24 protein-coding genes are annotated in these 22,523 nt (G+C 73.2%); 8 read left to right on the top strand and 16 right to left on the bottom strand.

The window, feature by feature from the left end:
- Positions 1–6 precede the first annotated feature (6 nt).
- The 11 genes from Q7L65_RS15365 to Q7L65_RS15315 all read right to left on the bottom strand — a co-directional run bounded on the left by Q7L65_RS15365 (position 7) and on the right by Q7L65_RS15315 (position 10,041).
- Positions 7–1,497 carry a DHA2 family efflux MFS transporter permease subunit gene (locus Q7L65_RS15365; RefSeq protein WP_304722360.1) on the bottom strand — a complete coding sequence of 497 codons (1,491 nt, stop codon included), beginning with the start codon at positions 1,495–1,497 and terminating at the stop codon, positions 7–9.
- An 82-nt stretch (positions 1,498–1,579) separates the two neighbouring features.
- Positions 1,580–2,152: a TetR/AcrR family transcriptional regulator gene (locus Q7L65_RS15360; protein WP_304722359.1), complete on the bottom strand. Its 573-nt coding sequence runs from the start codon at positions 2,150–2,152 to the stop codon at positions 1,580–1,582.
- A 171-nt stretch (positions 2,153–2,323) separates the two neighbouring features.
- A complete protein-coding gene (locus Q7L65_RS15355; protein ID WP_304722358.1) occupies positions 2,324–3,319 on the bottom strand; it encodes a hypothetical protein in 996 nt (331 codons plus the stop codon).
- A 190-nt stretch (positions 3,320–3,509) separates the two neighbouring features.
- Positions 3,510–4,049 carry a hypothetical protein gene (locus Q7L65_RS15350; protein WP_304722357.1) on the bottom strand — a complete coding sequence of 180 codons (540 nt, stop codon included), beginning with the start codon at positions 4,047–4,049 and terminating at the stop codon, positions 3,510–3,512.
- A complete protein-coding gene (locus tag Q7L65_RS15345; protein ID WP_304722356.1) occupies positions 4,046–4,753 on the bottom strand; it encodes a hypothetical protein in 708 nt (235 codons plus the stop codon). Before Q7L65_RS15345 ends, Q7L65_RS15350 begins: the two co-directional genes overlap by 4 nt.
- A gap of 13 nt (positions 4,754–4,766) precedes the next feature.
- On the bottom strand, positions 4,767–5,954 hold the full coding sequence (locus tag Q7L65_RS15340) for an ABC transporter permease (protein ID WP_370552578.1): 1,188 nt from the start codon (positions 5,952–5,954) through the stop codon (positions 4,767–4,769).
- Positions 5,955–5,968: 14 nt separating this feature from the next.
- Positions 5,969–6,739, bottom strand: a complete 771-nt coding sequence (locus Q7L65_RS15335; RefSeq protein ID WP_304722354.1) for an ABC transporter ATP-binding protein — start codon at positions 6,737–6,739, stop codon at positions 5,969–5,971.
- Positions 6,736–8,484: an efflux RND transporter periplasmic adaptor subunit gene (locus tag Q7L65_RS15330; protein WP_304722352.1), complete on the bottom strand. Its 1,749-nt coding sequence runs from the start codon at positions 8,482–8,484 to the stop codon at positions 6,736–6,738. The genes Q7L65_RS15335 and Q7L65_RS15330 overlap by 4 nt, the downstream gene beginning before the upstream one ends.
- 86 nt (positions 8,485–8,570) lie before the next feature.
- On the bottom strand, positions 8,571–9,101 hold the full coding sequence (locus Q7L65_RS15325; protein WP_304722351.1) for a GNAT family N-acetyltransferase: 531 nt from the start codon (positions 9,099–9,101) through the stop codon (positions 8,571–8,573).
- Between the two features lie 10 nt (positions 9,102–9,111).
- The gene (locus tag Q7L65_RS15320; RefSeq protein ID WP_304722350.1) at positions 9,112–9,234 is read right to left on the bottom strand and encodes a hypothetical protein; all 123 of its coding nucleotides are present in this window, start codon (positions 9,232–9,234) and stop codon (positions 9,112–9,114) included.
- A gap of 18 nt (positions 9,235–9,252) precedes the next feature.
- Positions 9,253–10,041, bottom strand: a complete 789-nt coding sequence (locus Q7L65_RS15315) for a crotonase/enoyl-CoA hydratase family protein (RefSeq protein WP_304722349.1) — start codon at positions 10,039–10,041, stop codon at positions 9,253–9,255.
- 54 nt (positions 10,042–10,095) lie between these two features.
- Between Q7L65_RS15315 and Q7L65_RS15310 the strand changes: the two genes are divergently transcribed.
- From Q7L65_RS15310 to Q7L65_RS15300, 3 genes are all read left to right on the top strand, one after another.
- Positions 10,096–10,980: an acyl-CoA thioesterase II gene (locus Q7L65_RS15310; protein WP_304722348.1), complete on the top strand. Its 885-nt coding sequence runs from the start codon at positions 10,096–10,098 to the stop codon at positions 10,978–10,980.
- 104 nt (positions 10,981–11,084) lie between these two features.
- Positions 11,085–12,059 (top strand): Ku protein, encoded by a 975-nt coding sequence (locus tag Q7L65_RS15305; protein ID WP_304722347.1) that lies wholly within the window; start codon positions 11,085–11,087, stop codon positions 12,057–12,059.
- Positions 12,059–12,853 carry a Ku protein gene (locus tag Q7L65_RS15300; RefSeq protein WP_304722346.1) on the top strand — a complete coding sequence of 265 codons (795 nt, stop codon included), beginning with the start codon at positions 12,059–12,061 and terminating at the stop codon, positions 12,851–12,853. Before Q7L65_RS15305 ends, Q7L65_RS15300 begins: the two co-directional genes overlap by 1 nt.
- Positions 12,854–12,887: 34 nt before the next feature.
- Here Q7L65_RS15300 and Q7L65_RS15295 read toward each other — a convergent pair whose 3' ends face one another.
- Positions 12,888–13,193, bottom strand: coding sequence for a hypothetical protein (locus tag Q7L65_RS15295; protein ID WP_304722345.1), 306 nt, complete (start codon positions 13,191–13,193; stop codon positions 12,888–12,890).
- Positions 13,194–13,242: 49 nt separating this feature from the next.
- On the opposite strand from Q7L65_RS15295, the gene pyrF reads away from it, so the two are divergent.
- Together pyrF and Q7L65_RS15285 are read left to right on the top strand one after the other, a co-directional pair.
- On the top strand, positions 13,243–14,196 hold the full coding sequence (gene pyrF / locus Q7L65_RS15290) for an orotidine-5'-phosphate decarboxylase (RefSeq protein ID WP_304722343.1): 954 nt from the start codon (positions 13,243–13,245) through the stop codon (positions 14,194–14,196).
- 205 nt (positions 14,197–14,401) lie between these two features.
- Complete coding sequence (locus tag Q7L65_RS15285; RefSeq protein WP_304722342.1) at positions 14,402–14,875, top strand: DUF6636 domain-containing protein; 474 nt, start codon at positions 14,402–14,404, stop codon at positions 14,873–14,875.
- 35 nt (positions 14,876–14,910) lie between these two features.
- Here Q7L65_RS15285 and Q7L65_RS15280 read toward each other — a convergent pair whose 3' ends face one another.
- Positions 14,911–15,417: a hypothetical protein gene (locus Q7L65_RS15280; protein ID WP_304722340.1), complete on the bottom strand. Its 507-nt coding sequence runs from the start codon at positions 15,415–15,417 to the stop codon at positions 14,911–14,913.
- A 12-nt stretch (positions 15,418–15,429) separates the two neighbouring features.
- The gene (locus tag Q7L65_RS15275; protein WP_304722339.1) at positions 15,430–16,152 is read right to left on the bottom strand and encodes a GntR family transcriptional regulator; all 723 of its coding nucleotides are present in this window, start codon (positions 16,150–16,152) and stop codon (positions 15,430–15,432) included.
- 79 nt (positions 16,153–16,231) lie between these two features.
- Here Q7L65_RS15275 and Q7L65_RS15270 point away from each other — a divergent pair, with 79 nt between their 5' ends.
- The 3 genes from Q7L65_RS15270 (at position 16,232) to Q7L65_RS15260 (ending at position 17,866) form a co-directional block, all read left to right on the top strand.
- Positions 16,232–16,744, top strand: a complete 513-nt coding sequence (locus Q7L65_RS15270; protein ID WP_304722338.1) for a flavin reductase family protein — start codon at positions 16,232–16,234, stop codon at positions 16,742–16,744.
- A 118-nt stretch (positions 16,745–16,862) separates the two neighbouring features.
- Entirely contained in the window at positions 16,863–17,387 is a 525-nt protein-coding gene (locus Q7L65_RS15265) for a GNAT family N-acetyltransferase (protein WP_304722337.1), read from the top strand.
- Positions 17,388–17,572: 185 nt separating this feature from the next.
- Positions 17,573–17,866, top strand: a complete 294-nt coding sequence (locus Q7L65_RS15260) for a hypothetical protein (RefSeq protein ID WP_304722336.1) — start codon at positions 17,573–17,575, stop codon at positions 17,864–17,866.
- A 62-nt stretch (positions 17,867–17,928) separates the two neighbouring features.
- On the opposite strand, the gene Q7L65_RS15255 is transcribed toward Q7L65_RS15260, so the two are convergent.
- A complete protein-coding gene (locus tag Q7L65_RS15255) occupies positions 17,929–19,338 on the bottom strand; it encodes a PASTA domain-containing protein (protein WP_304722335.1) in 1,410 nt (469 codons plus the stop codon).
- A 104-nt stretch (positions 19,339–19,442) separates the two neighbouring features.
- The gene (locus Q7L65_RS15250; RefSeq protein WP_304722334.1) at positions 19,443–22,412 is read right to left on the bottom strand and encodes an amidase; all 2,970 of its coding nucleotides are present in this window, start codon (positions 22,410–22,412) and stop codon (positions 19,443–19,445) included.
- Between the last annotated feature and the right edge of the window lie 111 nt (positions 22,413–22,523).

Genomic DNA, 22,523 nt, shown 5'->3' with positions numbered 1-22,523 from the left:
GCCTGCTCAGGCGAGCACGGGTCCGGCGGGAGTCGCGCCGGCCGGCGTCGGCGCACCGCCGCTTGCCCGCGCCGCCTCGGCCTGCTCCAGCTCCTCGCGGTCCTCGATCGCGATCCGCTCCGCGGCGGCGACCTGGCTGCGGTGGCCGGGGACGAAGAGGGCCGCGACGACGCCGGCTGCCAGGACGGCGGCGCCGACCCAGAGGGCGGCGGTGAGGCCGTCGGTGAAGGCCTGCGGCGAGGCGTAGGAGCCGGCGCCGGCGAAGACCGTCGAGAGGACGGATACGCCGAGCGCGCCGCCGATCTCGCGGATCGTGTTGGTCGCGCCGGAGGCCTGGCCGGCCTCGCTCGTGCGGACCGACGAGAGGACCGCGTTGGCCGCCGGGGCGAAGACGAGCGCCATGCCCGCGCCGGCCATCACGAACGGGACCAGCAGCGAGGCGTAGGCGACGTCCGGCGTCGAGACGGCGGCCAGCCACGCCAGCGCGCCGGCCTGCAGCGCCAGGCCGGCCGCCATCAGCGGCCGCGAGCCGATCCTGTCGGACAGGATCCCCGCCAGCGGCGCGATCAGCATCGTCGTGCCCGTCCACGGCAGCGTCCGCAGCCCGGCCTCCAGCGGCGAGTAGCCCTGAGCCGTCTGGAAGAACTGCGCGAGCAGGAAGATCGAGCCGAAGACGCCGAAGAACATCGACAGCGAGACGCCGCTGGTGGCGGTGAACGCGCGGCTCTTGAAGAACCGCATCGGCAGCATCGGCTGCGGCGTGCGCAGCTCCCAGGCCACGAACGCGGCCAGCAGCAGCAGGCCGGCGATCATCGTCCCGAGCACGGCGGCGCTGGTCCAGCCGAGCGCCTCCGCCCGCACGATCCCGAAGACGACGCCGAAGAGGCCGAGTCCGGCGAGCCCGAGACCCGGCAGGTCGAGGCGGCGGGCGGCGCCGCGCGACTCGCGCAGCCGCAGCATCGCGAGCGGCACGAGCACGAGCCCGACCGGCACGTTGAGCCAGAAGATCCAGTGCCACGAGATGCCCTCCACGACCGCGCCGCCCGCGAGCGGGCCGAGTGCGACGCCGAGGCCGCTGACGCCGGACCAGATCCCGAGCGCGAGGCCGCGCTTGCCGGCGGGGAACGCCTCCGACAGGAGCGTCAGCGAGAGCGGCAGGACGGCGGCTGCACCGGCGCCCTGGACGGCGCGGGCGGCGATCAGCGCGCTTGCGTCGGGCGCGAGCGCGGCGGCCGCCGAGGCGAGCGTGAAGAGTGCGAGGCCGGCGCTGAAGACGCGCCGGCGCCCGAGCCGGTCGCCGAGCGCGGCGGCCGGCAGCAGCAGCACCGCGAACGAGAGCGTGTAGGCGTTGACGGTCCAGCCGAGCGACGCCAGCGATGCATCGAGGTCGACGCGGATCGACGGCAGCGCGGTCGTCACGACGAGGTTGTCGAGCGTGACCATGAAGAGCGCGAGGCTCGTCACGATCGAGGTCCAGATCTGTGCTGAGCGGCTCATGCGGCGGCTCCCTTCCGATCGTGTGCCATGTGTGTAATCAGTCACTCACTCGTGGGTGAAAAAAAATGCGGCCGACGACCCGCTACGCGACGCAGTCGCTGAGGTCGCCGCCGAGCAGCGAGCGTGCCCAGTCGGCGTCGACGGACGGCGCGTCCATGCCCGCCAGGACCGTGATCAGCATCCCGTGCGCGAAGAAGTCGCGCAGCTTCTCGTCGTCGGCGCCGCTGAGCTGCTTGACGACCTCGAACAGCATCCCGTAGCCGCTGCGCGCGGCCTCCTGGATCACCGGGTCGCCACCCGAGGCGGCCGCGAAGACGTGCAGCGTGCCGCGGAGCGTCGTGCGGTCCCGCACCAGCTCCATGTACGCGAGGCCCATCCCCTCCAGCGCCGGAATGCCCGCCTTCGCAGCGTTCGCGGCGCCGGCGCGCATCGTGGCGGCCAGCCGCTCGTAGCAGCGCTCGACGGCTGCGACGTACAGCTCCTCCTTGGTCGGGAAGAGCCGGAACAGATACGCCTGCGAGATCCCGGCGGCCTTCGCGATCGCCGTCGTCGGCGTGCCGTGGAAGCCGCGCTCGGCGAACACCTCCGTGGCCGCCTCGATCAGCGCCTCGCGGCGTTCTGCGGCGGTGGAGAGCTGTCGCGTCGCGGTGGCCATAGGTGTGAGTATGCACTCACACACACCTCGCGTCAAGGGCCGGTGGGGCCGGTGCCCCAAAACCAAAGGCGGCCCCGCCCCGACAATTCGCCAAGCCGGGGCGGGGCCACTCAGCGGACCTACGTCACGAGAACGAGGTCCACCGACCTGTAGATCATCGACAGTCCGGCGTCAGCCCTTGAGTCCGTTTGTCGAGTAGCGGACGAGCTTGGTCGTCCCGGTGACTCTCTGGCCGTTGACGTTGACGACCGTCGTCTTGACGTTCATCGTGCCGCGCGCGCGCAGCAGTCTCTTGCCGAGGTCGGTCAGCGTGATGTGCACGATCCCGCCGAAGTTCTCTCTGATCGTGTAGCCGTTGCGCACGCCGATCGACTTGCCGCTGCGCTCGAGCGTCATGTCGCCTCTGCAGGCGACTGCGCCGAAGCAGCCGAGGAAGACGCCGCCGACGCCGTTCTGGTCGGTGAACGAGGTCTGACCGAAGAACGACAGGATGGTGGAGCCCGCGCCGCCGGTCGCGAACGTCGCGTCGGCACCGGTCGAGATCGCGTTGCCGGGACCGACCGCGACGAGGCGGTAGTGGTAGGTGGTGTCGGTTCTGAGCCCTGACAGCCCGCCCTGGACGGACACCGGCGTGGTGCCGCTGCCGGCGTTCTGCGGGGCGGTCTGGTTGCCGTAGTTGGTCGTCTCGCCGAACTCGAAGTAGTACGAAGCGGGACGACCCTGCGGATTGACGGTGCCGTTCACCGTCGCGGCCGCGATCGACGTCACGGCGGTGCCCGTCGTCGCGACCGGTCTCGGCGCCGGAGCCGGCGCGTTGCCGGTCGTTCTGAACGCCTGGTCGGCGCCGACCGTCGTGCCGCTCGCGTTGGTCGCGATCACGCGGTAGTGGTAGTCGGTGCCTCCGACCAGGTCGGTGACGTCGGCGCTGACCGCTCTGTCGGTCGAGTCCGCGCCCGCGGACGTGAGTCTGGTCTGCCGTCCGTAGTTCGTCGTCGTCCCGTACTGGAACGCGAAGCTCGTCTCGGAACCCTGCGCGTTGACGGTGCCGCCGAGCGTCGCTCTGGTGTCACCGATGTTGGACGTCGTGCCGGTCGCCACGGTGGGCGCGCCTGCTGCCAGCGCGTTGGTGGCGAGCGTGCCAGTGCCCGCGAACAGCGCAAGACTCACGACGCCAAGTGCAGCGAATCGCCGCATTGAAGACCTCCGTAATTGGTCGTTGGCGTACGTCGTCTACAACTGCGCGGCGCGCTCCGAGTTGCGGCGTTGCGCAGATCGACTGACCTTGCACGCGTGCTTGCGCGGGTTGCCGCGAGGGCCTACGCGACGGCGTCGCCGCCGTCGAGAGAGTCTGACGCCCTCAGCCCGCCGGCTGCAGCAGCTGCTGACAGGCTCTGCTCGCTCTGATGAACGCCGGGTCGTCGCGATCGACCGTGCTGTCGTCGAACGCGGGGCCGTCGCCAGAGGTGTTCGGGTCGGGCAGGTCGTAGCCGTTTCTGCGCACGCACGCGACGAATCTCTGCAGCGCCGCGGCCGACGGCGCGCCGGCTCTGCCACCTGCGCCGCCCGGACCAGCGCGCATGAATCTGCCGCCGCACTTCTCGAGCGCCGCCTGCAGTCTGCTGCGCTCGGCGTCTGAGAGGTCTCTGCCGAAGCCGCCCATGATGCGCGGGCCGTCTCTCGGCGCGCCGGCCGGCGGGGTCGGCAGCTCGACGCCCTGCTCTCTCATGCAGGCGGCGAGCGCGGCGCGGTCTCTGCCGCCCGCGGCCGACGGCGTCGTCGCGGTGGCGCCGCCGCTCTCCCCGTCGTCGGAGGAGCTGCCGCATGCCGCCAGCGCCAGCGCGACGGCAACCGCCGCGAGGCCGGCGACGAGCAGGCGGCCGGCTGATCTGATCGTCATCTCGTCCCGTCCGTGTCGTCGTTGAAGAGCTGGTCGACGGCGTCGCCGCCGGCGGCTCTGGAGCCCGTCGTGCCGGCCGCGGCGCCGCCGCCCGCGCCGGCGCCGCGCATCAGGCCGCCGCCGAGCGCGGCGAGACCGGCGCCGGCTCTGCCGGCCGTGATCGACGTCGCCGTCACGGTCCCGCCTCTGTTCGTCCCCTGCACCACGACCTGCTCGCCGGGGCGGATCTGGCGCGGCTTGCTGTCGACCGTGCGCGTGACGGTCGCGCCCTTTGCGGCCTTCACCTTCACGGTGTTGCCGGAGCTGTCTCTGACGTAGAGCGTGTCGCCCTTCACCGTCACGACTTCGCCGGTCGTCGGGGCGGCCCCGCTTGCTCCAGCCGGCGCGTCGGCGCCGGCCGCGCCGGCTCCGCCGGCCGCAGAGCCGCCCGCCCCGCCAGCGCTCGCCGCTGCGGCGCCCGCTCCGGCGCCCGCTGCGGCGAACGCGCCCGGGAACCCGGCCGCCAGTCCCGCGGCCGGCTCGTCCGCGTCCGCGTGCTTCTGCACCAGCACGCCGCCGACGAAGCCGCCGGCCAGCAGCAGGATCGCCAGCAGCGCGGCGCTCAGCGGGGTCAGGCGGCGGCGCGGGCGCGGCGGCGGGAGCGGCGTCTCGTCCCAGCCGTCGTCGACCAGCGTCGGGTCGTCGCGTTGCGTCTCGGTCGTCATCAGCGTGAGCTCCTCATTCGAAGCGCAGCGCCTCGATCGGGCGCAGGCGGGCTGCGCGGCTGGCGGGGTAGGTGCCGAAGAAGAGGCCGGTCGCGATCGCCGCGCCGAACGCGAGCGGAATCGAGTAAGGCGCGATCACGGGGGCGATGCCGGAGATGCGCAAGCGCGTGGCGGCGATCCCCAGCAGCACGCCGCAGATCCCGCCCAGCAGCGAGACCAGCACCGCCTCGACGAGGAACTGCGAGAGGATGTCGCCGCGGCGCGCGCCGATCGCCTTGCGGATGCCGATCTCGCGCGTGCGCTCGGTGACCGACACGAGCATGATGTTCATCACGCCGATCCCGCCGACCAGCAGCGAGATCGCCGCGACCTGCGCCAGCAGCGTCGTGAAGACGCCGCTCGTCTCGCTCGACGCCTCGAGGATCGAGCCCTGGTTGATCACCTGGAAGTCCGAGCCGGCGGCGGCGCTGACCTTGTGGCGCTCGTCGAGGATCGCGGTCACCTGCGCCTGCGCCGCGTCGAGCTGGCCGCGCGATCTCGCCTGCACGGTGATCGCGTCGACGTCGCCGTAGCCGGTCAGCGTGTCCTGCACCGCCGTCAGCGGCGCGAGCGCGACGTCGTCCTGATCCTGCATCCCGCTGGCGCCCTTCGACGCGAGGATCCCGACGACGCGGAAGTCGGCGCCGCCGATCTGCACCGTCTCGCCGACGCCGGCGCCGAGGTTGTCGACGACGGTCTGCCCGAGCACGACGACGCGCTCGCGATCTCTCACGTCGGCGGCGGTGAAGAACTCGCCCTGCGCCAGCTCGTAGTCGCGCGCCTGGGCGTAGGGCGGCGTCGTGCCGACGAACGAAGCCGGCGAATAGCTCGTCGCGCCGCTGACGATCGTCGCGCTCGCGTTGACGGTCGGCGAGGCGCTCCGCACCGCGGGCGCCAGCTCGGGATCTCTGAGCCCGTCGGCGTCGGCGGTCGTGAGCGGCTTCGTGGCCGCGTTCGAGGCGCCGGAGCCGCCGCGCGCGCCGCCCGGCATCACCAGCAGGACGTTGGATCCGAGCGCCTCGATCTGCGCCGCGACCTGCTTGGAGGAGCCGTTGCCGACCGCGATCAGGACGATCACGGAGGCGACGCCGATCGTCAGGCCGAGGATCGTCAGCCCCGAGCGGAGCTTGTTCGCGAGGATCCCGCCGATCGCGATCCGCATCGTCTCGGCGCCGATCACGCGGCGGCGCTCCGGTCAGCCGCGGGCAGGTCCGCGCCGGCCGGCGCACGGCCGGCCGGCACGGGACTCGGCGGGCCGCCGTCCAGCCGTCGATCCTCGACGACGCGACCGTCGATCAGGCGGATCACGCGGCGGGCGCGCTCGGCGACCTCGGTCTCGTGCGTGATCAGCACGATCGTGCGGCCCTGCGCGCTGAGCGCGGCGAAGATCGCGAGCACGTCGTCGGTCGAGCGCGTGTCGAGGTTGCCGGTCGGCTCGTCGGCGAGCAGCAGCGGCGGGCTCGCGACGATCGCGCGCGCGACCGCGACGCGCTGCTGCTGTCCGCCGGACAGCTCCGACGGCAGATGATCGAGCCGATCGCCCATCCCGACCGCCCGCAGCGCGCGCGTCGCGCGGCGGCGGCGCTCGGCGCGGCCGACGCCGGCGTAGGCGAGCGGCAGCTCGACGTTGGCGAGCGCGCGCGTGCGCGGGACGAGGTTGAACGACTGGAAGACGAAGCCGATCTTGCGGTTGCGGATGTCGGCCAGATCGTCGTCGTCGTAGCGGCGCACGTCGATCCCGTCGAGCAGATAGCGCCCGCGCGTCGGCATGTCGAGGCAGCCGAGGATGTTCATCAGCGTCGACTTGCCGCTGCCCGAGCTGCCCATGATCGCGACGAACTCCCCGCGCTCGATCCGCAGCGAGACCCCGCGGAGCGCATGGACGGTGACGTCGCCCATCGCATAGGACTTGGCGACGTCGTCGACGGCGATGACGGGGCGGGTCACGGTCGCCCTCCCCCGCCAGCGGGCGGGCCGCCGCGCAGCACCAGTCCACCGCCTCCGCCGACGCCAGCCGCCCCGCCGCCTCCGAACGCGGCGCCACCGGCTCTCGCGCCGCCGAGCTGCGACGCGACGCCGCCGGCGGCGCCCGCGGTCGAGGTCGGCGGGGCGGCGACGACGAGCTGGTCGCCGGCTCTGAGACCGTCGAGGATCTGCGTCGTGCTGTCGCCGACGATGCCGGTCGTGACGCGCCGCTGCTCGCGCTCGTCGCCGTCCGCGAGCGTCACGGTCCCGGTCGAGCCGCGCCCGCTGACCGCGGAGCTGCTGACGTTCAACACGTTGTCGGCCTGGTCGACGACGACGCTCGCGGAGGCCGTCATGCCCGACTTCAGCCCGTCGGCGAGCTGATCGAGCCGCAGCGTGACGTCGTAGCTGACGACGCCGTCGTTGGTGCTCGGCAGCGTCGCGACGGAGACCACATGCGCGGCGAGCTGCTCGTCCGGCAGCGCGTTCACGGTGACCGTCGCCGACTGACCGCGTCTGACCTTGCCGACGTCCGACTCGCTGAACGGCACGACGAGGTTCATCGCGTCGAGGTCGACGAGCACGATGAAGGCGTCGCCGGTCGATCCGGACGAGCCGCCGGAGCTGCCGCCGGCCGCCGCGCCACCGGCACCCGCGCTCGTGCCGCTGGACGCGGTCGACGCGCCTGAACCGGAGCCTGAACCGCTCGCCGCGCTCGACGCCCCACCGCTCACGTCCTCACCGGCCGACGCGCCGACCGACGCGACCGTCCCCGCCATCGGCGCGCGCAGCTTCGTCGCCGCGAGCGCCTTCTCCGCCGCGTCGACCGCGTCCTGCAGCTCGTCGAGCGACGCCGCGCTGGACGCGCCGCCGCCGGACGACCCGCCGCTCGCTCCGCCGCCAACCGCTCCGCCGCCGTTCGCTCCGCCAGCGGCCGCGCCGCTGCCGGCGGGTCCGCTCGTCCCGCCACCCGTCTCCGTCCCGCGGCCCGCCCCGTCGCCACCCGTCGCGCCCGCCCCGCTGCCGCTGCCGGCACCGGACCCACCGGCGCCGCTCGGCGCCTGCGGCGTCGTCGTCGTCGCGGAGGGCGGCGCCGGGGTCGTGGTCGTCTGCGGCGTGGTCGTGGTCGGAGGCGACGCTGGGTTCGTCGTGGTCGTCGGTGGCGTGCTCTCCTCGGGCGCCGGCGTGGTGGTCGTGGGCGCGGGCGTGGTCGTCGTCTCCGGCTCCGCCCCGCCTTCGTCGTCGGCGATCGTCGCGTAGCTGGGCGTCGCGCCCGCCGGATCGGCGCTCGCCGCCACGGCGAACGAGCCGGCGCCGGTGCCGCCCGACGAGGGCGCGTATGCCGCCGTCGTGTTCGACGAGCCGCCCGACTCGGCCTCGGCGAGCGCCTCCTCGGCGTCGTCGAGCGCGTCCTGGGCGTCGGTCGGGTCGAGCTGGGCGAGCAGCTGGCCTTCGGCGACGTGCTCGCCGGGCTTGACGTAGACCTTCTGCAGCGTGCCGCCGTCCTCGAAGTCGAGCTCGAGCTGCTTGGCGGCCGCGACGGAGCCGCTGCCGGAGACCGTTTCCTGGACGGTCCCGCGCGCGACCGTCACGAGCCGCTCGCCGCTGCCGCCGTCGGCCGCGTCCGACGGCCCGACGACGAGGATCGCCGCGGCGATCGCCGCGAGGCAGGCAGCTGCGAGGGCGTAGGTGGTCCAGCCGCGGCTGGCACGTCTGCGTGCGCTCATCGCGGCCCAGTGTGGGGACCGCACCAAAGAAGCAGCTAAGAAACGGCGTGATCCGCACCGGCGGCGCGCCCGGTGCGAGCGCGCCGCTACACCGGCAGCTCGAGCACCAGCTGCGGTCCCCCGCCGGGGCGCTGGTAGCGCTCGCCGGTGTCGAGGAAGCCGGCGCGCGTGTAGGCGCGCTGGGCGACCTCGTTGGTGTCGTTGACCGTCAGCACGAGCCGCGACAGCGACGGCTCCAGCCCGCTCGCGAACGCCGGCAGCAGCGCCAGCGCGCGGCGGCCGATGCCACCGCGCTGGTGGGCCGCGTCGACGAAGAAGGCGCGGATCAGCAGCTCCCCGCGCGGCCGCACGAAGCGCCCCGCGCTGACGCCGCCGTGCAGCACCAGGAAGCCGACCGGCTCGCCGTCGAGGAGGATCGCGACCGGCCACTGGTGCGGATCCCGCTCCGCCGGGCCGAGCGTGTCGGCCGGCACGCCGGACCAGGCGCGCTGGAACGGGTGCGGCGCCAGCGCCAGCACGCGCGCGTGCAGCTCCGGTCCGACGATCGCCAGCGAGACCGTCTCGCCGTCCGCGCCGCCGTCGCCGGCGGCCAGCGCATGGTTCGCGATGCCGACCATGAGGGCGATCCTAGCTCGCGCCGCGCGATGCGGCCGCGGCTGCGATCGCGGTGACCGCCGCCGCTCCGCCGGGCTCGCGCCCGGCGAGCGCGCCCCAGCTCGCCGCCTGCGTCTGACCGATCGTCGGCTCCATGCCGGCCGATTACCCGCGCTATCGCCCGGTGAACCGCGCCGGACGACGCTCGACGAAGGAGGCGAGCCCCTCGGCGCCGTCGGCGCTCTGCATCAGCGGGATCACGTCCGGCTGCAGGCCGTTGGCCGCCTCGCGCTCGGCGAACGGGATCGCCGCCTGCGCGGAGGCGAGCGTCGCGCGCACGCCCAGCGGCGCGGCGACGTTCGCGATCCGCTGCGCCAACTCGACCGCCCGCTCGACCTGGCGACCCGGCTCGACGACCTCCTGCACGAGACCGATCCGGTAGGCCTCGGCCGCGTCGAACTCGTCGCCGGTCAGCAGCCAGCGCATCGCGTTGCCCCAGCCCGCCTCGCGCGGCATGCGGATCGTCGCGCCGCCGAACGGATAGATCCCGCGCTGGACCTCCAGCTGCGTGAAGCGCGTGTCGGAGGCCGCGACGCGCACGTCGGAGGCGAGCAGCAGCTCGATCCCGAGCGTGATGCACCACCCCTGCACGGCCGTCACGATCGGCGTCGTGTACGGCACCCCGTCCAGTCGCCACGGCTGGCGGCCGCCCTCGGGCACCGACAACGTCCCGTTGGCCTGGATCTCCGGGGCGACGTCGCCAAGGTCCAGGCCGGCGGTGAAGTGGTCGCCGTGCGCGAACAGGACGCCCGCCCAGAGGTCGTCGTCGGCTTCCAGCTCGCCGCACGCGAGCGCCAGCTGACGCAGCATCTCCAGCGTGAAGGCGTTGCGCTTCTGCGGCCGGTTCAGCCCGATCAGGAAGACGTGGTCGTGCCGCTCGGTGGTGATCAGGGTCTCGCTCATCGCATCTCCCGCAGGTCGACTAGGACGGCCATCCTAGTTGCTAGCTTTCCAGCCGTGAGCAGCTTCACCCCAGCCCGCTCCTTCGACGACGCGACCGCCCTGCGGCCGCTCTGCGACGGTCGCTTCGCCGCCGACGTCGACCTCGGCTGGGCGGCGCCGACCGCCGCCAACGGCGGCTATCTCGCCGCGATCGTCGTGCGCGCGATCCTCGCTCACGCCGACCCGCTCGGGGAGCGGCGGCTGCGCTCGCTGACGATCCACTACCTGCGTCCAGCCGGCGCCGGCCCGCTGGAGCTGACGGTCGAACTGGTGCGCACCGGCCGGCGGATCTCCAACGTGCGCGTCAGCGCGATACAGGACGGGCGCGAGGTGCTGAGCGCGCTCGCCGCGCTGGCGGTGCCGGCGCTGCCCGCCGCCGGCACGTGGCTGCCGGACCCGCCGGTCGTCGCGCCCGCGCCGCCGCGCGAGGCGCCGCGCATCCCGGCGCACGAGTGGCGCCGCGACGACAGCGCGCACTGGCTGCAGGTGCACGAGGCAGCGCCCGCGATCTCGCATCGCGTCCAGCTCGCGCCGCGCTTCGGCGGCGCGCCGTTCAGCGGGCGCCAGCCGGAGCACGGGGAGCCCGCGCAGGCGGGTGGCTGGATCACGCTGCCGCAGCCGCACGCGGTCGACGCCGCCTACGTCGCACTCTGCGCCGACGTCTGGTGGCCGCCCGGCTTCGAGCCGCTCGACCGCCCGGCGGTCGCGCCGACGATCGACCTGACGATCCACTTCCGCGCCGACATCCCGCCCGCCGGTCTGCCCGACCAGGCGGTGCTCGGCTGGTACCGCAGCTCGGCCGCGCAGGACGGCCTCGTCGAGGAGGACGGCCTGCTGTTCCTCGGCGACGGCACGCTGCTGGCGCACTCGCGTCAACTGGCGATCTTCATGCCGGCGTAGACGTAAGCCTCGCCTGGCGGCTCGGCGTACGCTTGACGGGACCTCGCCTGGCGGCTCCTTCTCGCGGTGCATGGCCAGTCCGGCGGACGGGTACCGCCCTGGGAATGCCCCGCTCGATCTGGAACGGCTGCATCGGCGTCGGCGAGCTGCGCGTGCCGGTGAAGCTGTTCGGCGCCGTCGAGGACCGCGCGGTCCGCTTCCACGAGGTCCACGCGAAGGACGGCGCGCGGCTGGAGCACCGTCGCGTCGACCCCGGCACGGGCAGAGTCGTCCCGTACGAGCGGATCGTCAGAGGGTTCGAGGTCGGCGACGGCGAGTACGTCGTGCTGAGCGACGACGAGCTGCGCGGGGTCGACGGCGAGCACGCGAAGCTCGTCGAGGTCGAGCAGTTCGTCGCGGCCGGCGAGGTCGACCCGGTCTACTACGACAAGCCGTACTTCCTCGGCCCGCGCGACGGCTCCGAGGACGGCTACCGCCTGCTGCACGACGCGCTCGCGGAGAGCGACCGCGTCGGGATCGGCCGCATCGTGCTGCGCACGCGCGAGCAGCTCGTGGCGCTGCGGGCGCTCGGCGACGGCGTGCTGGGGCTCTCGACGATGCGCTTCGCCGACGAGGTCGTCGAGCCCGACGCGTTCGACCCGCTGCCCGACGTCAGAGCGCCGTCGGCGCGAGAGCGCGAGATGGCGGCCGCGCTGGTCGAGCAGCTGTCGGAGCCGTTCGACGCGAGCGACTACGACGACGACCACCGCGCCGCGCTGCTGCAGCTGATCGAGCGCAAGGCGCACGGCGAGGCGATCGAGCCGCCGGACGAGCGGCCGTCCGAGGCCCCCGACGACCTCTCCGCCGCCCTGGAGGCGACGCTGGCCGAGGCCGCCAGACGCAGAAGACGCACGCGTGGGCCGCACAGGGCGGGCGGGGCGACCAGACGCGCGCGCGGTGGGCACGCACCCGCGCGCGCCAGAGCGGCGAGAGCCGGCGCCGGCGCGAGAGCCGGGACGAGAGCGAGATCGGCGAGACGCGCCAAAGCGCGAGGGAGATCGGCCAGACGCGGCAGAGCCAGAGCCGGGAGAAGAGGCTGATGCCGCGCCCGCTCTGGACCGGATCGCTCTCGTTCGGGCTCGTCAACGTGCCGGTCGAGCTGCGCAGCGCGGTGCGCGACCGGCAGCTGCACTTCACGCAGCTGAACGAGAGAACGTCGTCGCCGATCGAGGTCCATCGCTACTGCACCAAGGAGGACGTCGAGGTCGAGTGGGACGACGTCGCGCACGGCTACGAGCTGGACGACGGCAGAGAGGTCGTCCTGACCGACGACGAGCTGGCCGCCGCCGCGCCGCGGCGCACGCGCACGATCGACGTCGAGCAGTTCGCCGACCTCGACCAGCTCGACCCCGCCTACCTCGACCATCCGTACGTGCTCGTGCCCGCCAGCGGCAGCGAGGGGACCGTGCGCGCGTACATGCTGCTGCACGGCGTGATGCGCGACCGCGAGAAGGTCGCGATCGGGCGCTTCGTGCTGCGCTCGAAGCTGTACCTGGCCGCGATCCGGCCCGACGGCCCGCTGCTGTCGCTCTCGACGATGCGCTTCCACGACGAGCTGCGCCCCGCCAGCGGCGCCGGCGCGCCGAGCGGCAGAGCGCACAGACCAAAGCCGAGAGCGCTGCGAGAGGCCGTCAGATTGATCGAGTCGATGAGCGGCGAGTTCGACCCCGCGCACTGGAGCGACCGCCACCGCGCGCGGCTCAGAAGAGCGATCGAGCGCAAGGCGAAGGGCGAGACGATCGCCGCGCCCAGACGCGACCAGCGCAGCGAGAGAGCGTCACCGGACCTGATGGAGGCCTTGGAGGCGTCGATCAGAGGCCTGGCGAAGACGTGACGCGCACCCCCCCGCTCCGCCGCGGGACCGCGGCCTACTCCTCCTCCGGGTCCTCGTCCTGCTCCGGATCGACTTCGGCGACCGCGTCGGTGACGACTCTGCGGACCGGCACGCGCGCGGCGACGGCGTCGCGCCGGGCGCGCACGGTTCTCGCCAGCTCGCCGATCATGCGGCGCTCGATCGGCGTCATCGACGGCCACTGCTCGCGCAGCTGCGCGAGGATGTCGTCGGCGCGGTCGAGCGCGTCGCGCGCCGCCTGCGGCATCTCGTCGTCGAGCGCCGTCTCCGCCGCCGACACCTCGACGCCCGCGTCGGCGGTGAGCTTCAACAGCTGGTCCATGCGGCCCAGCGTATCGAGCGAAGGTTGGCTCATCTAGACTCGCCCGGCGATGAGCGCTGACCATTTCGCCGACCGCCTGATCGGCCGCATCGAGCAGACGCAGAGCCTGCTCGTCGTCGGGCTGGACCCCGAGCCGGGTCAGCTGCCGCCCGAGCTGCTCGACGGCGTCGACGACCTCACCGGTGCCGCCGCCGCGGCGGTCCGCTTCTGTCGCGCGGTGATCGACGGGATCGCCGACGTGGCGCCCGCGGTCAAGCCGCAGTCGGCCTTCTTCGAGGCGTTCGGCGCCGCCGGGATGCACGCGCTGGAGGAGGTCGACCGGCACGCGCGCGACGCCGGCCTGCTGGTGATCGAGGACGCCAAGCGCGGCGACATCGGCTCGACGATGGCGGCGTACGCGACCGCCGCGCTCGGGCGCCTGCGGATCGGCGACCGCGAGCTGGCCGTGCACGACTCCGACGCCGTCACGCTCAGCCCCTACCTGGGGCCGGAGTCGCTGACGCCGATGCTCGACGCCGCCGACGCGTACGGCAAGGGCGTCTTCGTGCTCGTGCGCACGTCGAACCCGGGCTCCGCGCGCGTGCAGGGGTTGGAGACACCGGACGGCCGCGTCTTCGAGCAGGTCGCGAAGCTGGTCGCGGAACTGGGCGAGCCGCGTCGCGGCGCTCACGGGTACGCGAGCGTCGGCGCCGTCGCCGGCCTGACGTACCCCGACGACGCGCGCGTGCTGCGCGCGCTGATGCCGCACGCCTTCCTGCTCGTGCCGGGCCTCGGCCCGCAGGGCGGCTCGCCGCAGGACTTCCCGCTGTTCGTCAACGCGGACGGGCTCGGCGCCGTGCCGGCCGCGTCGCGGGCGGTCGCGGGCGGCTGGAGAACCCACGCGGATGCGGACGCCGGCGCCTCGATCGACGCCCGCATCCGGGCCGGCGCCCGCGCCGCCGCGCTGGAGCTGACCGCGCTGCTGCGCGAGCCGCTCGCGGCGGCCGATCGCTGGCGCTGGTAGGTCGCCCGCGACCGGGCTCGCCCCCCGCGCCGGCCCGTCCGCCCCGATCGACGCGCTGCGCGGCAGAGGGTGGCTCGCCTCGACGCCGCTCGGCTACGTCGTGCTGGAGCGCGAGGCCGGTCCACGAAGGTGTCCAGGGCGTCCACGGCCTCGCGTCGCTGCCGCTGCGCTTCACCGTCGGAGCGCAGGGGTAAGCTCGCGCACCATGAGCCCGCTCGTCCGCGCCCGCCGCGCGTCCGCCGCCCCGATACCCATCTCCGCTCGTGCCCGCGGCGTGCTGGCCGCCGCACTGGCCGCGCTGCTGCTGCTTGCCCTCGGCACGGCGTCGGCGCAGGCCAGACTCGTGATGTTCAGCGCGCCCTCGCACAACATCGGCTGTGCGATCGACAACGGCTTCGCCCGCTGCGACGTCGCCAGACACACGTGGAAGGCGCCCGCCAAGCCGACCAGCTGCCGGCTCGACTGGGGCAACGGCATGGCCGTCGGGCGCAGAGGACGGGGCGCCTTCGTCTGCGCCGGCGACACGACGCTCAACCCCAGAGGCGCCGTGCTCCCCTACGGCAGATCCCGCAGCGTCGGCAGCTTCACCTGCTCCAGCCGCAGAAGCGGGATGACCTGCCGCAACGGCGCCAACGGCCACGGCTTCACCGTCTCGCGCACCGTCGCGAGAGCGTTCTAGCGCGCCGCGTTCATCGCGGAGGACGGAGAAGCCCGCTACGGCTCGACGGTGATCGAGGCGATCTGGGTGCCGGAGTGCTCCAGCTCGGCCTCGAAGATGCCCTCGATGTTCGCCGGGACGGCGAAGGCGGCCGGTCTGCCCGGCGCGACGTCCCTGGCGACGTCGTAACCGTGGAAGTGGACTTCCTCCGGCTCGTCGGAGACGACCGTGAAGCGGATCGTGTCGCCCTTGCGGAAGACGAGCTTCTTGACGCCGCCGACGGGCTCCAGGCCTCTCACGACGATCTGCGCGACGGCGGGGGTCGCGGGTCTTTCCGCCGATCTCTCGGCGCCGGTCGTCGCGGTCGGGTCGGTGCCGTCGTTGGAGCCGGACGCGGGGCCGGAGTCGACTCCGGCGTCGGGGGCCGGGGTCGTGGCGGCGACCGTCGGCTCGGGCGGGAGGTCGCCGGTCGACGACTCGTCGGTGGCCTTCAGCACGACGAAGCCGAGCGCGCAGACGACGACGAGGCCGACGATCACGATCAGACGCTGGTTTGAGCTCATCGCGGCGGAAGACTACGCGTCGCCGGCACGGCCGGCCGCGGTGATCGCCTGCAGCCCGGCGCGCTCGGCGTGCTCGAGATGCTCCGCGGTCAGCTGCGCCGCGCGCTCGCCGTCGCCCGCCTCGATCGCGTCGACGACGACGCGCAGTTCCCCGACGGCCGCGGCCGGGCGCCCCGGCTGCGACAGCGACGAGGCGCGCAGCACGCGCACGCGCGCCTGCACGCCGGCCAGCAGCGCGTGGAACGCTCTGTTGCCCGCGCCCTGCAGCAGCACCTCGTAGAACTCGTCGTTGGCACGCAGCACGCCGCGCACGTCGTCGGAGCCCTCGCCCGCGACGCGCTCCATCTCGTCGACCGCCGCGCGCAGCGCGCGCAGCTGCTCCGGCGTCGCGTTTCTGACGAAGCGTGTGACCGCCGCCGCCTCCAGCACGAGCCGCACGTCGTACAGCTCGGCCGCCTCCTCGGGCGAGGGCACGACGACGATCGCGCCCTTCTGCGGAATCGTCGTGACGAGCCCCTCGGCGGCGAGCTGGCGCAGCACCTCGCGGATGGTCGTGCGCGAGACGCCGATCTGCTCGATCAGCTCGCGCTCGATCAGCCGCTGCCCGGGCCGCAGCCTGAAGTCGAGGATCGCCTCGCGCAGCACGTCGACGACCTGCTCGCGCAGCGGCGCCGCGACACGTCCGACGCGGAGAGATTCGACGCCCGTGGTGGAGAGATCAGCGAGTCCAGCCATCGATCTCAGCGTATCGGATGCCCGTCATACGACCAATCCGTGCGCGAACACGACAGAATGGGTCCAGAACGGAGCTCACATGGCCGCCGAACACCACCCAGACAACCGCCTCCAACCGCTCGCCCCGCAGGCCTTCCGCGACGTGATCGGCCACTTCGCCAGCGGCGTCACGATCATCACGACGAGCCTCGACGGGAAGCTGTACGGCACGACCGCCAGCGCCGTCAGCTCGCTGTCGCTGGACCCGCCGATGCTGTTGGTCGCGATGAACAGAGCGTCGGCGACCGGCCAGGCGCTGCTGCGCTCGGGCGCGTTCGCGGTCAACATCCTCGGCGAGGGTCACGACGCGCTGGCGCGCCGCTTCGCCGGCAAGGGCGACGACAAGTTCGACGGCGTCGCGGTGACGGTCGGGGACCACGACCAGCCGCTGCTGGTCGACGCGCTCGCGCAGCTCGTCTGCAGAGTCACGCAGCAGGTCGAGGCGGCGACCCACGTCGTCTTCTTCGCCGAGGTGCACGAGGCGACCGCCCGCCCCGGCGCGCCGCTGGCGTACTACCGCGGCAAGTTCGGCCGGCTCGCCTTCGACGACTGACGCGCTCGAACCGCTGGCGTTCGGCGCCGCGACCGGGTACAACGTCATGCAGGGTCCGCGCGGGTACGGCGGTGAACGTCGACTCGACCGGGCAAGGCCTCCCCGAGGACGAACCAAAATGAGCATACGAGACTCGCAGCACACCATCCGCACCCTGCCGATCGCCGAGCTCGGCGAGCTCGAGCCGCTGTGGGGAGCGCTGCAGGAGCACTATGCGGCGATCACGCCGCTGCTCGGCAACGCGCTCGCGCGCGGGTCGGCCGCCTCGTGGCAGAACCGCCGCGCGAAGTACGAGCGCTGGCTGACCGACCCCAACGCGTTCGTGCTGGTCGCGGAGGACGCCGGCGGCCCGATCGGGTATGCGTTCGTCACCGTCGGCCCCGGCTACGCGGCGTGGTGCACCGGCGACACGATGGCGACGCTGCAGTCGCTGTCGGTGCTGCCCGACCTGCGCGGCAGCGGGATCGGCTCGGAGCTGCTCGACGCGGTCGAGGCGGAGCTGCGCGAGCGCGGCGTCGGCGACCTCGAGATCACGACCGCCGCGACGAACGCCGAGGCGGCCCGCCTGTACGAGCGGCGCGGCTACACGAAGGGCTTCGTCGTCTACGTCGGCTCGATCGACGAAGCGGTCGTCGGCGACTGAGCGCCTCGCCGCTCTACGCGGCGGCGAATCGACGCCCGCTCGGTACGCCGGGCGGGCGTATCGCCCCCTGATCCAACGTTTTTGCTGGCACGCCAGAACTTCGATTTTCCATTTGGCGGTTACAAACGCGTAGGAATGGTGACTAAGGGCTTTACCTCCGTGCCGCGGATGCCGATGATGCGCGCATGGCAAGACTCACCGCTCCGCCGACGGCGCCGACGCACTCGCTCGGGATCGAGCTGGAACGTCAGCGTCTCGCACATCGCGCGGCACGTATTCGCCGCGCGCTCGCGGCAATGCACAGGCTCGCCGACGCACGTCGCGACGAGGTCCCCGCGCCGCTTCTCCACGGCATGACGGACTTCGACCGCGAGTTGACGCGCGTCGAGCAGAGGCTGCGCGCGCTCGACCGCGAGGTCACGGCGCACGTACCGATCGCGGCGCCGACCAGCGCCGCATCGCTCCAGCGCGCCGCCTGACGGCAGCTCTCACCCACTACGGCACCACGAGCGCGAGGCCCCGCGCTCGTCGTCGTGTGCGCTCAACGCCGCCCGCGCGACACGTACACCGTGACGGTCTTGCGGTAGGCGAGCCGCTTGCCAGCCTTCGCCGACAGCTTCACGACGCGGCCTCTGCGGACCTTCGCCGAGCGGACTCCGCGCGTCGCCGCCTTGCAGCCCTTCTTCGCCAGCGCCTTCTTCGCCGCCGCCGCACTCGCGCCCGCCTTCACGCGCGGCACGACGCAGCGCTTGGCGGAGGTGGACGGTCTTCCCGGCGCGGGCCCGGATCCTCTGGAGCTGTCGTCCGGCGGCGGCACCGTGCCACCGCGGCGCTCGACCGTCTCGCAGTCCGCCGCGACGGTGTCGAGCGCATCGGCGATCACGCGGTCCTGACCCGCTCCGCAGACGACGCTGTCGGCCTCGCCGTCGCGCACGTCGACCGTGTCGTTGCCGCTGCCCGTGCGGCAGACGAGGAAGTTGCAGGCGCCGCTGCCGGCGTCGGCGTTGATCGTGTCGCGGCCGGGACCGCCCACGATCGTGTCGTCGCCGAAGCCCGCCTCGATCGTGTCGTCGCCGCCACGGCCGTCGATCGTGTCCGCGTCGTCGTAGGAGATCAGCGTGTCGGCGCGGTCGCTGCCGACCAGCTTCGAGCTGCCCGGACCGGTCTGGAAGACTCTGAACGCGACCGCGTCGGCGCCGGCCGCGAGCGTCGCGGGCTGGTTGACCTGGATCGACTCGACGCCCACGACGTTGTCGCCCTCGCCCGCGAGCCCGTCGTTCGCGATCCCGTCGAGCGTGACCGAGATCGGCGCGTTGGCGTGGTCGTTGAGCCAGTCGTTGACGATCGTGTCGCTGCCGGCGCCGCCGTCGATCGTGTCGGCGAACGGCTTCAGGCCGTCGCCCAGCAGCGCGTCGTCGCCGTCGCCGCCGCGCAGCGTGTCGCGGCCCCAGCCGCCCTCGAGCGTGTCGTCGCCCGTGCCGCCGTCGAGCACGTCGTCGCCGGTCCCGCCCTTCAGCGTGTCGTTGCCGTCGCCGCCCGTGAAGCTGACGGGCGCGCCGGTGAGCGGGCCTTCGAGCGTGTCGTCGCCGGGGCCGCCGTCGGCGCTGAACGGCTGCCCGGCTGGGACCTCGTCGAAGATCGAGACCCTGTCGGCGCCGTCGCCGGTCTCGATCCGGACGGGACCGCCGAAGGCGCAGCGCGCGACGGTCGCGTCGTCCCAGTCGGCGCGGTAGCAGGAGCCGGCGGGGAGGGCGATCGGCGCGTCGTCGAGGAAGCGCAGTTCGCCGGGGTCGTCGGAGCTGACGATCACGCGGTTGGTCTCGCCGGGGGCGGCGCGGTAGACGAGCGCGCCGCCCTCCAGCGAGAGCTGGGCCGCCGATGCGCTCGCGGCCGCCGCGAGCGACACGGCGCAGCCGAGCAGCAGGGCGGCGCGGAGTGCGGAGAAGGACATGCCCCGAGCGTGAACGAGGCGGCACCTGGCGGCGTGGGAGGAAGCTCCCGAGGACTTCCCCCCACGCCGCGCGTGCCGCCCCCCCGGGGCACGTTCTGGGCTGATCAGCGCTTCGCGGCGCGCACCTTCACGAGCTTGAAGGCGCTCGTCGCCGGCTTCGTCGTCGCGGTCGCGGCGACCGTCGTGCGCAGCCGGTAGGAGGCGGCCGGCTTCAGCCGCAGCGTCGCGACCACCCGCCCGCTCTTGCCGACCTTCACGCGCGCGATCGTCACGATCCGTCTGCCGAGCTTGCGCTGGATCGCGACGGTCTTGCCCGCGAGCGCCTTCGGCGCGACGATCGTCACCCTCACGGTCACCGCTCTGCCGTTGCGGATCGCCGTCGAACTGGTCCGCAGCGAGACGCTCTTCTTGACGACCGGCTTTCTGACCCCGGGCGTCGTCGGCGGCGCGGGCGCGGGCGCCGGCGGCAGCGGCGGCGTGCCGCCCTCGGCCGGCGGGCCGCCGTTGGTCGGCGGGGCCGGGCTCTCGGGCTCGGTCACCGGCGGATCGGCCTTGTCGATCACGATCGGCACCGGCTCGCTGCCCGGCACGTATCTGAGCGGCGGCAGCTTCGGCGGCTCGACGTGGCCGTGCATCCGCTGCTCGATCGCGTAGGCGAAGCCGACGATTCTCGCGTCGTCCCACGCGCGACCCTGGATCTGCAGCGAGACCGGGAAGCCGTGGTCGTTGATCCCGACCGGCACGATCACCTCGGGCGCCCCGAAGCTCGACGCCGGCGCGGTCGCGAACGCGCCACCGAGCGCGCCCGAGTCGTTGTCGTGGAAGTCCGACGTGTTGTTCGGGTAGACGACCGCCTCGACGTTCTCCGCGTCCATCCAGGCCGCGAGTCTCGCCTTCGAGCCGGTGCGCGCGGCGCGGGCGGCGGTGACCTGCTCCGCCGACATCGGCACGCCGGTGTACGTCGTGCTGCGGTTGTACGGCAGCTTCAGCGGCGAGGTCTGGATCTGCGCCGGGGTTCTGTACGGCGACTCCGGGTGGTCGGCGATCCAGCGGTACCAGCCTTCGGCGCCGAGGTTGCCACCGGCGCTGCTCGACGTCGTGCCCGGCGCTCTCGGCATCGGGACCAGCTCGGCGCCCATCGCTCTGATCTCCTGCAGCGCAGCGTTGGAGACGACGAGCGTGCCGGGCGTGCCGTAGCTGGTCGTCGCGAACGTGTCGGGCAGGTAGCCGATCCGCTTGCCTCTGAGCGCGTCGGCGTCGAGCACGCTCGTCCAGTCGGCCGGGCGGTATCTGTCGGCGTCGACGGTCGCCTCGTCGTGCGGGTCGGTGCCGGTCGTGACGTTGAGGATCGTCGCCAGGTCGGTGACCGAGCGCGCGAGCGGGCCCGCGTAGTCCTGCATCCACGTCAGCGGCATCGCGCCGGTGACGCTCGACATGCCGTCGGTGCCGCGCAGCGCGACGAGGCTGCTGGCGCCCGAAGGCGCGTTCAGCGAGACGCCCGTCTGGCTGCCCATCGCGAAGGCCGCGAAGCTGGCCGCGACCGCGACCCCGGAGCCGCCGGAGGAGCCCTGCGCGGTCGAGGACGGCTTGATCGCGTTCCAGACCTGACCCCACGGCGACTCGCTGTGGCGGCCGGAGTTGGCGAACTCGGACATGTTGGCCTTGCCGAGGATGACCGCGCCCGCGGCGCGCAGGCGCGCGACCTGGAAGGCGTCCTTGGTCGGGCGGAAGCCCTCGAACACGAGCGAGCCGTTCGTCGTCGGCATGTCCTTCGTGTCGTAGAGGTCCTTGACCGCGACCGGGATCCCCAGCAGCGCGCCGGTTCTGCCGTTGGCGCGCGCGACGTCGGCGGCGCGCGCCTGCTCCATCGCGTCGTCGGCGACGTGGATGAACGAGTGCAGGCCGAGCTGGCCGGTGTCGTAGGCGGCGATCCGGTCGAGGTAGGCGCGCACGATCTCCTGGGAGGTCGTGACGCTCGCCTCCATGTCCGCCTGCAGCTGCGTCAGCGTCTTGCCCTTGACGTCGTAGGGCGAGGAGGTGACGGGCTCTCTGGCCGGTCTCGCCGCCTCCGGCTGCGGCAGCTGGCGCGTGGCGCAGGTCGCGGGCAGGGCGGGGTCGATCCCGGCGAGGTCCCAGTTGGCCAGCTCGCAGAGGCGGCCGGTCGAGAGGTCGTCGAAGTCGGGGCTCGCCGCGAGTGCGGCGGCAGCCACGCGGACCGCCTCGATCTCCGTGCCGGCCGCGGGCGCGCCGCTGCCGGTCTCTCTTCTGCCGATCACGACGAAGTTCGCCAGCGCTCTCGTGTCGCCCGGCTGCAGCGTCATGCGGCGCAGGAAGCCGAAGAAGTTCGCCTCCATGCCCGTGCCGACCTCGAGCGGGTTGGCGAACGGGTTGCGGAAGAAGTTGGCGGGGCGCAGCAGCGAGCCGAGCAGGCCGGTGCCGGCGGTTCCGAGCACGGTCGCGGACGGACCGTTCTGGCTCGGACCGGAGGTCGGCGTGGTCGCCGCCGCTGTCGGCGTCGCGACCTCGACCCATGAATCGGCGGAGCTGATCGTCGTGTCGCCGCTGCCGCTGTTGACGACCTCGCTCTGGTTCTCGCCGTTGTTCTGGCCGAGGATCCCGCCGAACGTCACCTCGACGGTGACGGGCATCGACGTGCGGTTGGTGAAGCGGTCGACGAAGCGGGCGGTGTTGCCCGGGAGGTCGAAGTCGACGTCTCGCGCGATGTCGATCCCGGACAGGTTGACCGGCGTCGTGGTGGTGAATCTGTCGAGCCCGTCGTAGCGCAGCCCGAAGCCGCGCAGCAGCTCGCCGTCCATCCGCGCGCGCTCGGCGCCGGAGACGCTGACGCGGATGCCGCCGTAGCCCAGCAGCGAGGAGCCGGTCGTGCTGCGGATCGAGCCGGTGTCCAGGCCCGGCATCGCCGCGTCGTTCACCTCCCATCTCTCACCGTTTGCGCTGGTGACGTAATTCACTGCTCCCGCGGTGGGAGCGAGGATGGCGCCGGCGCCGGCGGCGAGTACGGCCGCGACGCCGAGCGCGCGGCGTCGTTGCCGCTGACTGCGTGGGGATCTCATGCACGGCGATTCTGAGAGTCAGATGAGAACTGGCCTATCGCCCGCTGTCCAGACCCTCATGGTGAGGATTGGACAGGTCTTGTTGCAGTGCGACGTGAGACTGCATTGAAG

It is taken from the genome of Conexibacter sp. CPCC 206217, assembly GCF_030646165.1.
Taxonomy (GTDB): domain Bacteria; phylum Actinomycetota; class Thermoleophilia; order Solirubrobacterales; family Solirubrobacteraceae; genus Conexibacter.
The sequence above is the reverse complement of the archived record's forward strand: the minus strand, read 5'-3'. Positions and strand labels throughout refer to the sequence as shown.

Coding starts and splice junctions, on each gene's coding strand:
- Q7L65_RS15365 (WP_304722360.1), bottom strand. CDS start 1,497: ATGAGCCGCTCAGCACAGATCTGGACCTCGATCGTGACGAGCCTCGCG.
- Q7L65_RS15360 (WP_304722359.1), bottom strand. CDS start 2,152: ATGGCCACCGCGACGCGACAGCTCTCCACCGCCGCAGAACGCCGCGAG.
- Q7L65_RS15350 (WP_304722357.1), bottom strand. CDS start 4,049: ATGACGATCAGATCAGCCGGCCGCCTGCTCGTCGCCGGCCTCGCGGCG.
- Q7L65_RS15345 (WP_304722356.1), bottom strand. CDS start 4,753: ATGACGACCGAGACGCAACGCGACGACCCGACGCTGGTCGACGACGGC.
- Q7L65_RS15340 (WP_370552578.1), bottom strand. CDS start 5,954: ATGCGGATCGCGATCGGCGGGATCCTCGCGAACAAGCTCCGCTCGGGG.
- Q7L65_RS15330 (WP_304722352.1), bottom strand. CDS start 8,484: ATGAGCGCACGCAGACGTGCCAGCCGCGGCTGGACCACCTACGCCCTC.
- Q7L65_RS15325 (WP_304722351.1), bottom strand. CDS start 9,101: ATGGTCGGCATCGCGAACCATGCGCTGGCCGCCGGCGACGGCGGCGCG.
- Q7L65_RS15320 (WP_304722350.1), bottom strand. CDS start 9,234: ATGGAGCCGACGATCGGTCAGACGCAGGCGGCGAGCTGGGGCGCGCTC.
- Q7L65_RS15315 (WP_304722349.1), bottom strand. CDS start 10,041: ATGAGCGAGACCCTGATCACCACCGAGCGGCACGACCACGTCTTCCTG.
- Q7L65_RS15305 (WP_304722347.1), top strand. CDS start 11,085: ATGCCCCGCTCGATCTGGAACGGCTGCATCGGCGTCGGCGAGCTGCGC.
- Q7L65_RS15300 (WP_304722346.1), top strand. CDS start 12,059: ATGCCGCGCCCGCTCTGGACCGGATCGCTCTCGTTCGGGCTCGTCAAC.
- Q7L65_RS15295 (WP_304722345.1), bottom strand. CDS start 13,193: ATGGACCAGCTGTTGAAGCTCACCGCCGACGCGGGCGTCGAGGTGTCG.
- pyrF (WP_304722343.1), top strand. CDS start 13,243: ATGAGCGCTGACCATTTCGCCGACCGCCTGATCGGCCGCATCGAGCAG.
- Q7L65_RS15285 (WP_304722342.1), top strand. CDS start 14,402: ATGAGCCCGCTCGTCCGCGCCCGCCGCGCGTCCGCCGCCCCGATACCC.
- Q7L65_RS15280 (WP_304722340.1), bottom strand. CDS start 15,417: ATGAGCTCAAACCAGCGTCTGATCGTGATCGTCGGCCTCGTCGTCGTC.
- Q7L65_RS15275 (WP_304722339.1), bottom strand. CDS start 16,152: ATGGCTGGACTCGCTGATCTCTCCACCACGGGCGTCGAATCTCTCCGC.
- Q7L65_RS15270 (WP_304722338.1), top strand. CDS start 16,232: ATGGCCGCCGAACACCACCCAGACAACCGCCTCCAACCGCTCGCCCCG.
- Q7L65_RS15265 (WP_304722337.1), top strand. CDS start 16,863: ATGAGCATACGAGACTCGCAGCACACCATCCGCACCCTGCCGATCGCC.
- Q7L65_RS15260 (WP_304722336.1), top strand. CDS start 17,573: ATGGCAAGACTCACCGCTCCGCCGACGGCGCCGACGCACTCGCTCGGG.
- Q7L65_RS15255 (WP_304722335.1), bottom strand. CDS start 19,338: ATGTCCTTCTCCGCACTCCGCGCCGCCCTGCTGCTCGGCTGCGCCGTG.
- Q7L65_RS15250 (WP_304722334.1), bottom strand. CDS start 22,412: ATGAGATCCCCACGCAGTCAGCGGCAACGACGCCGCGCGCTCGGCGTC.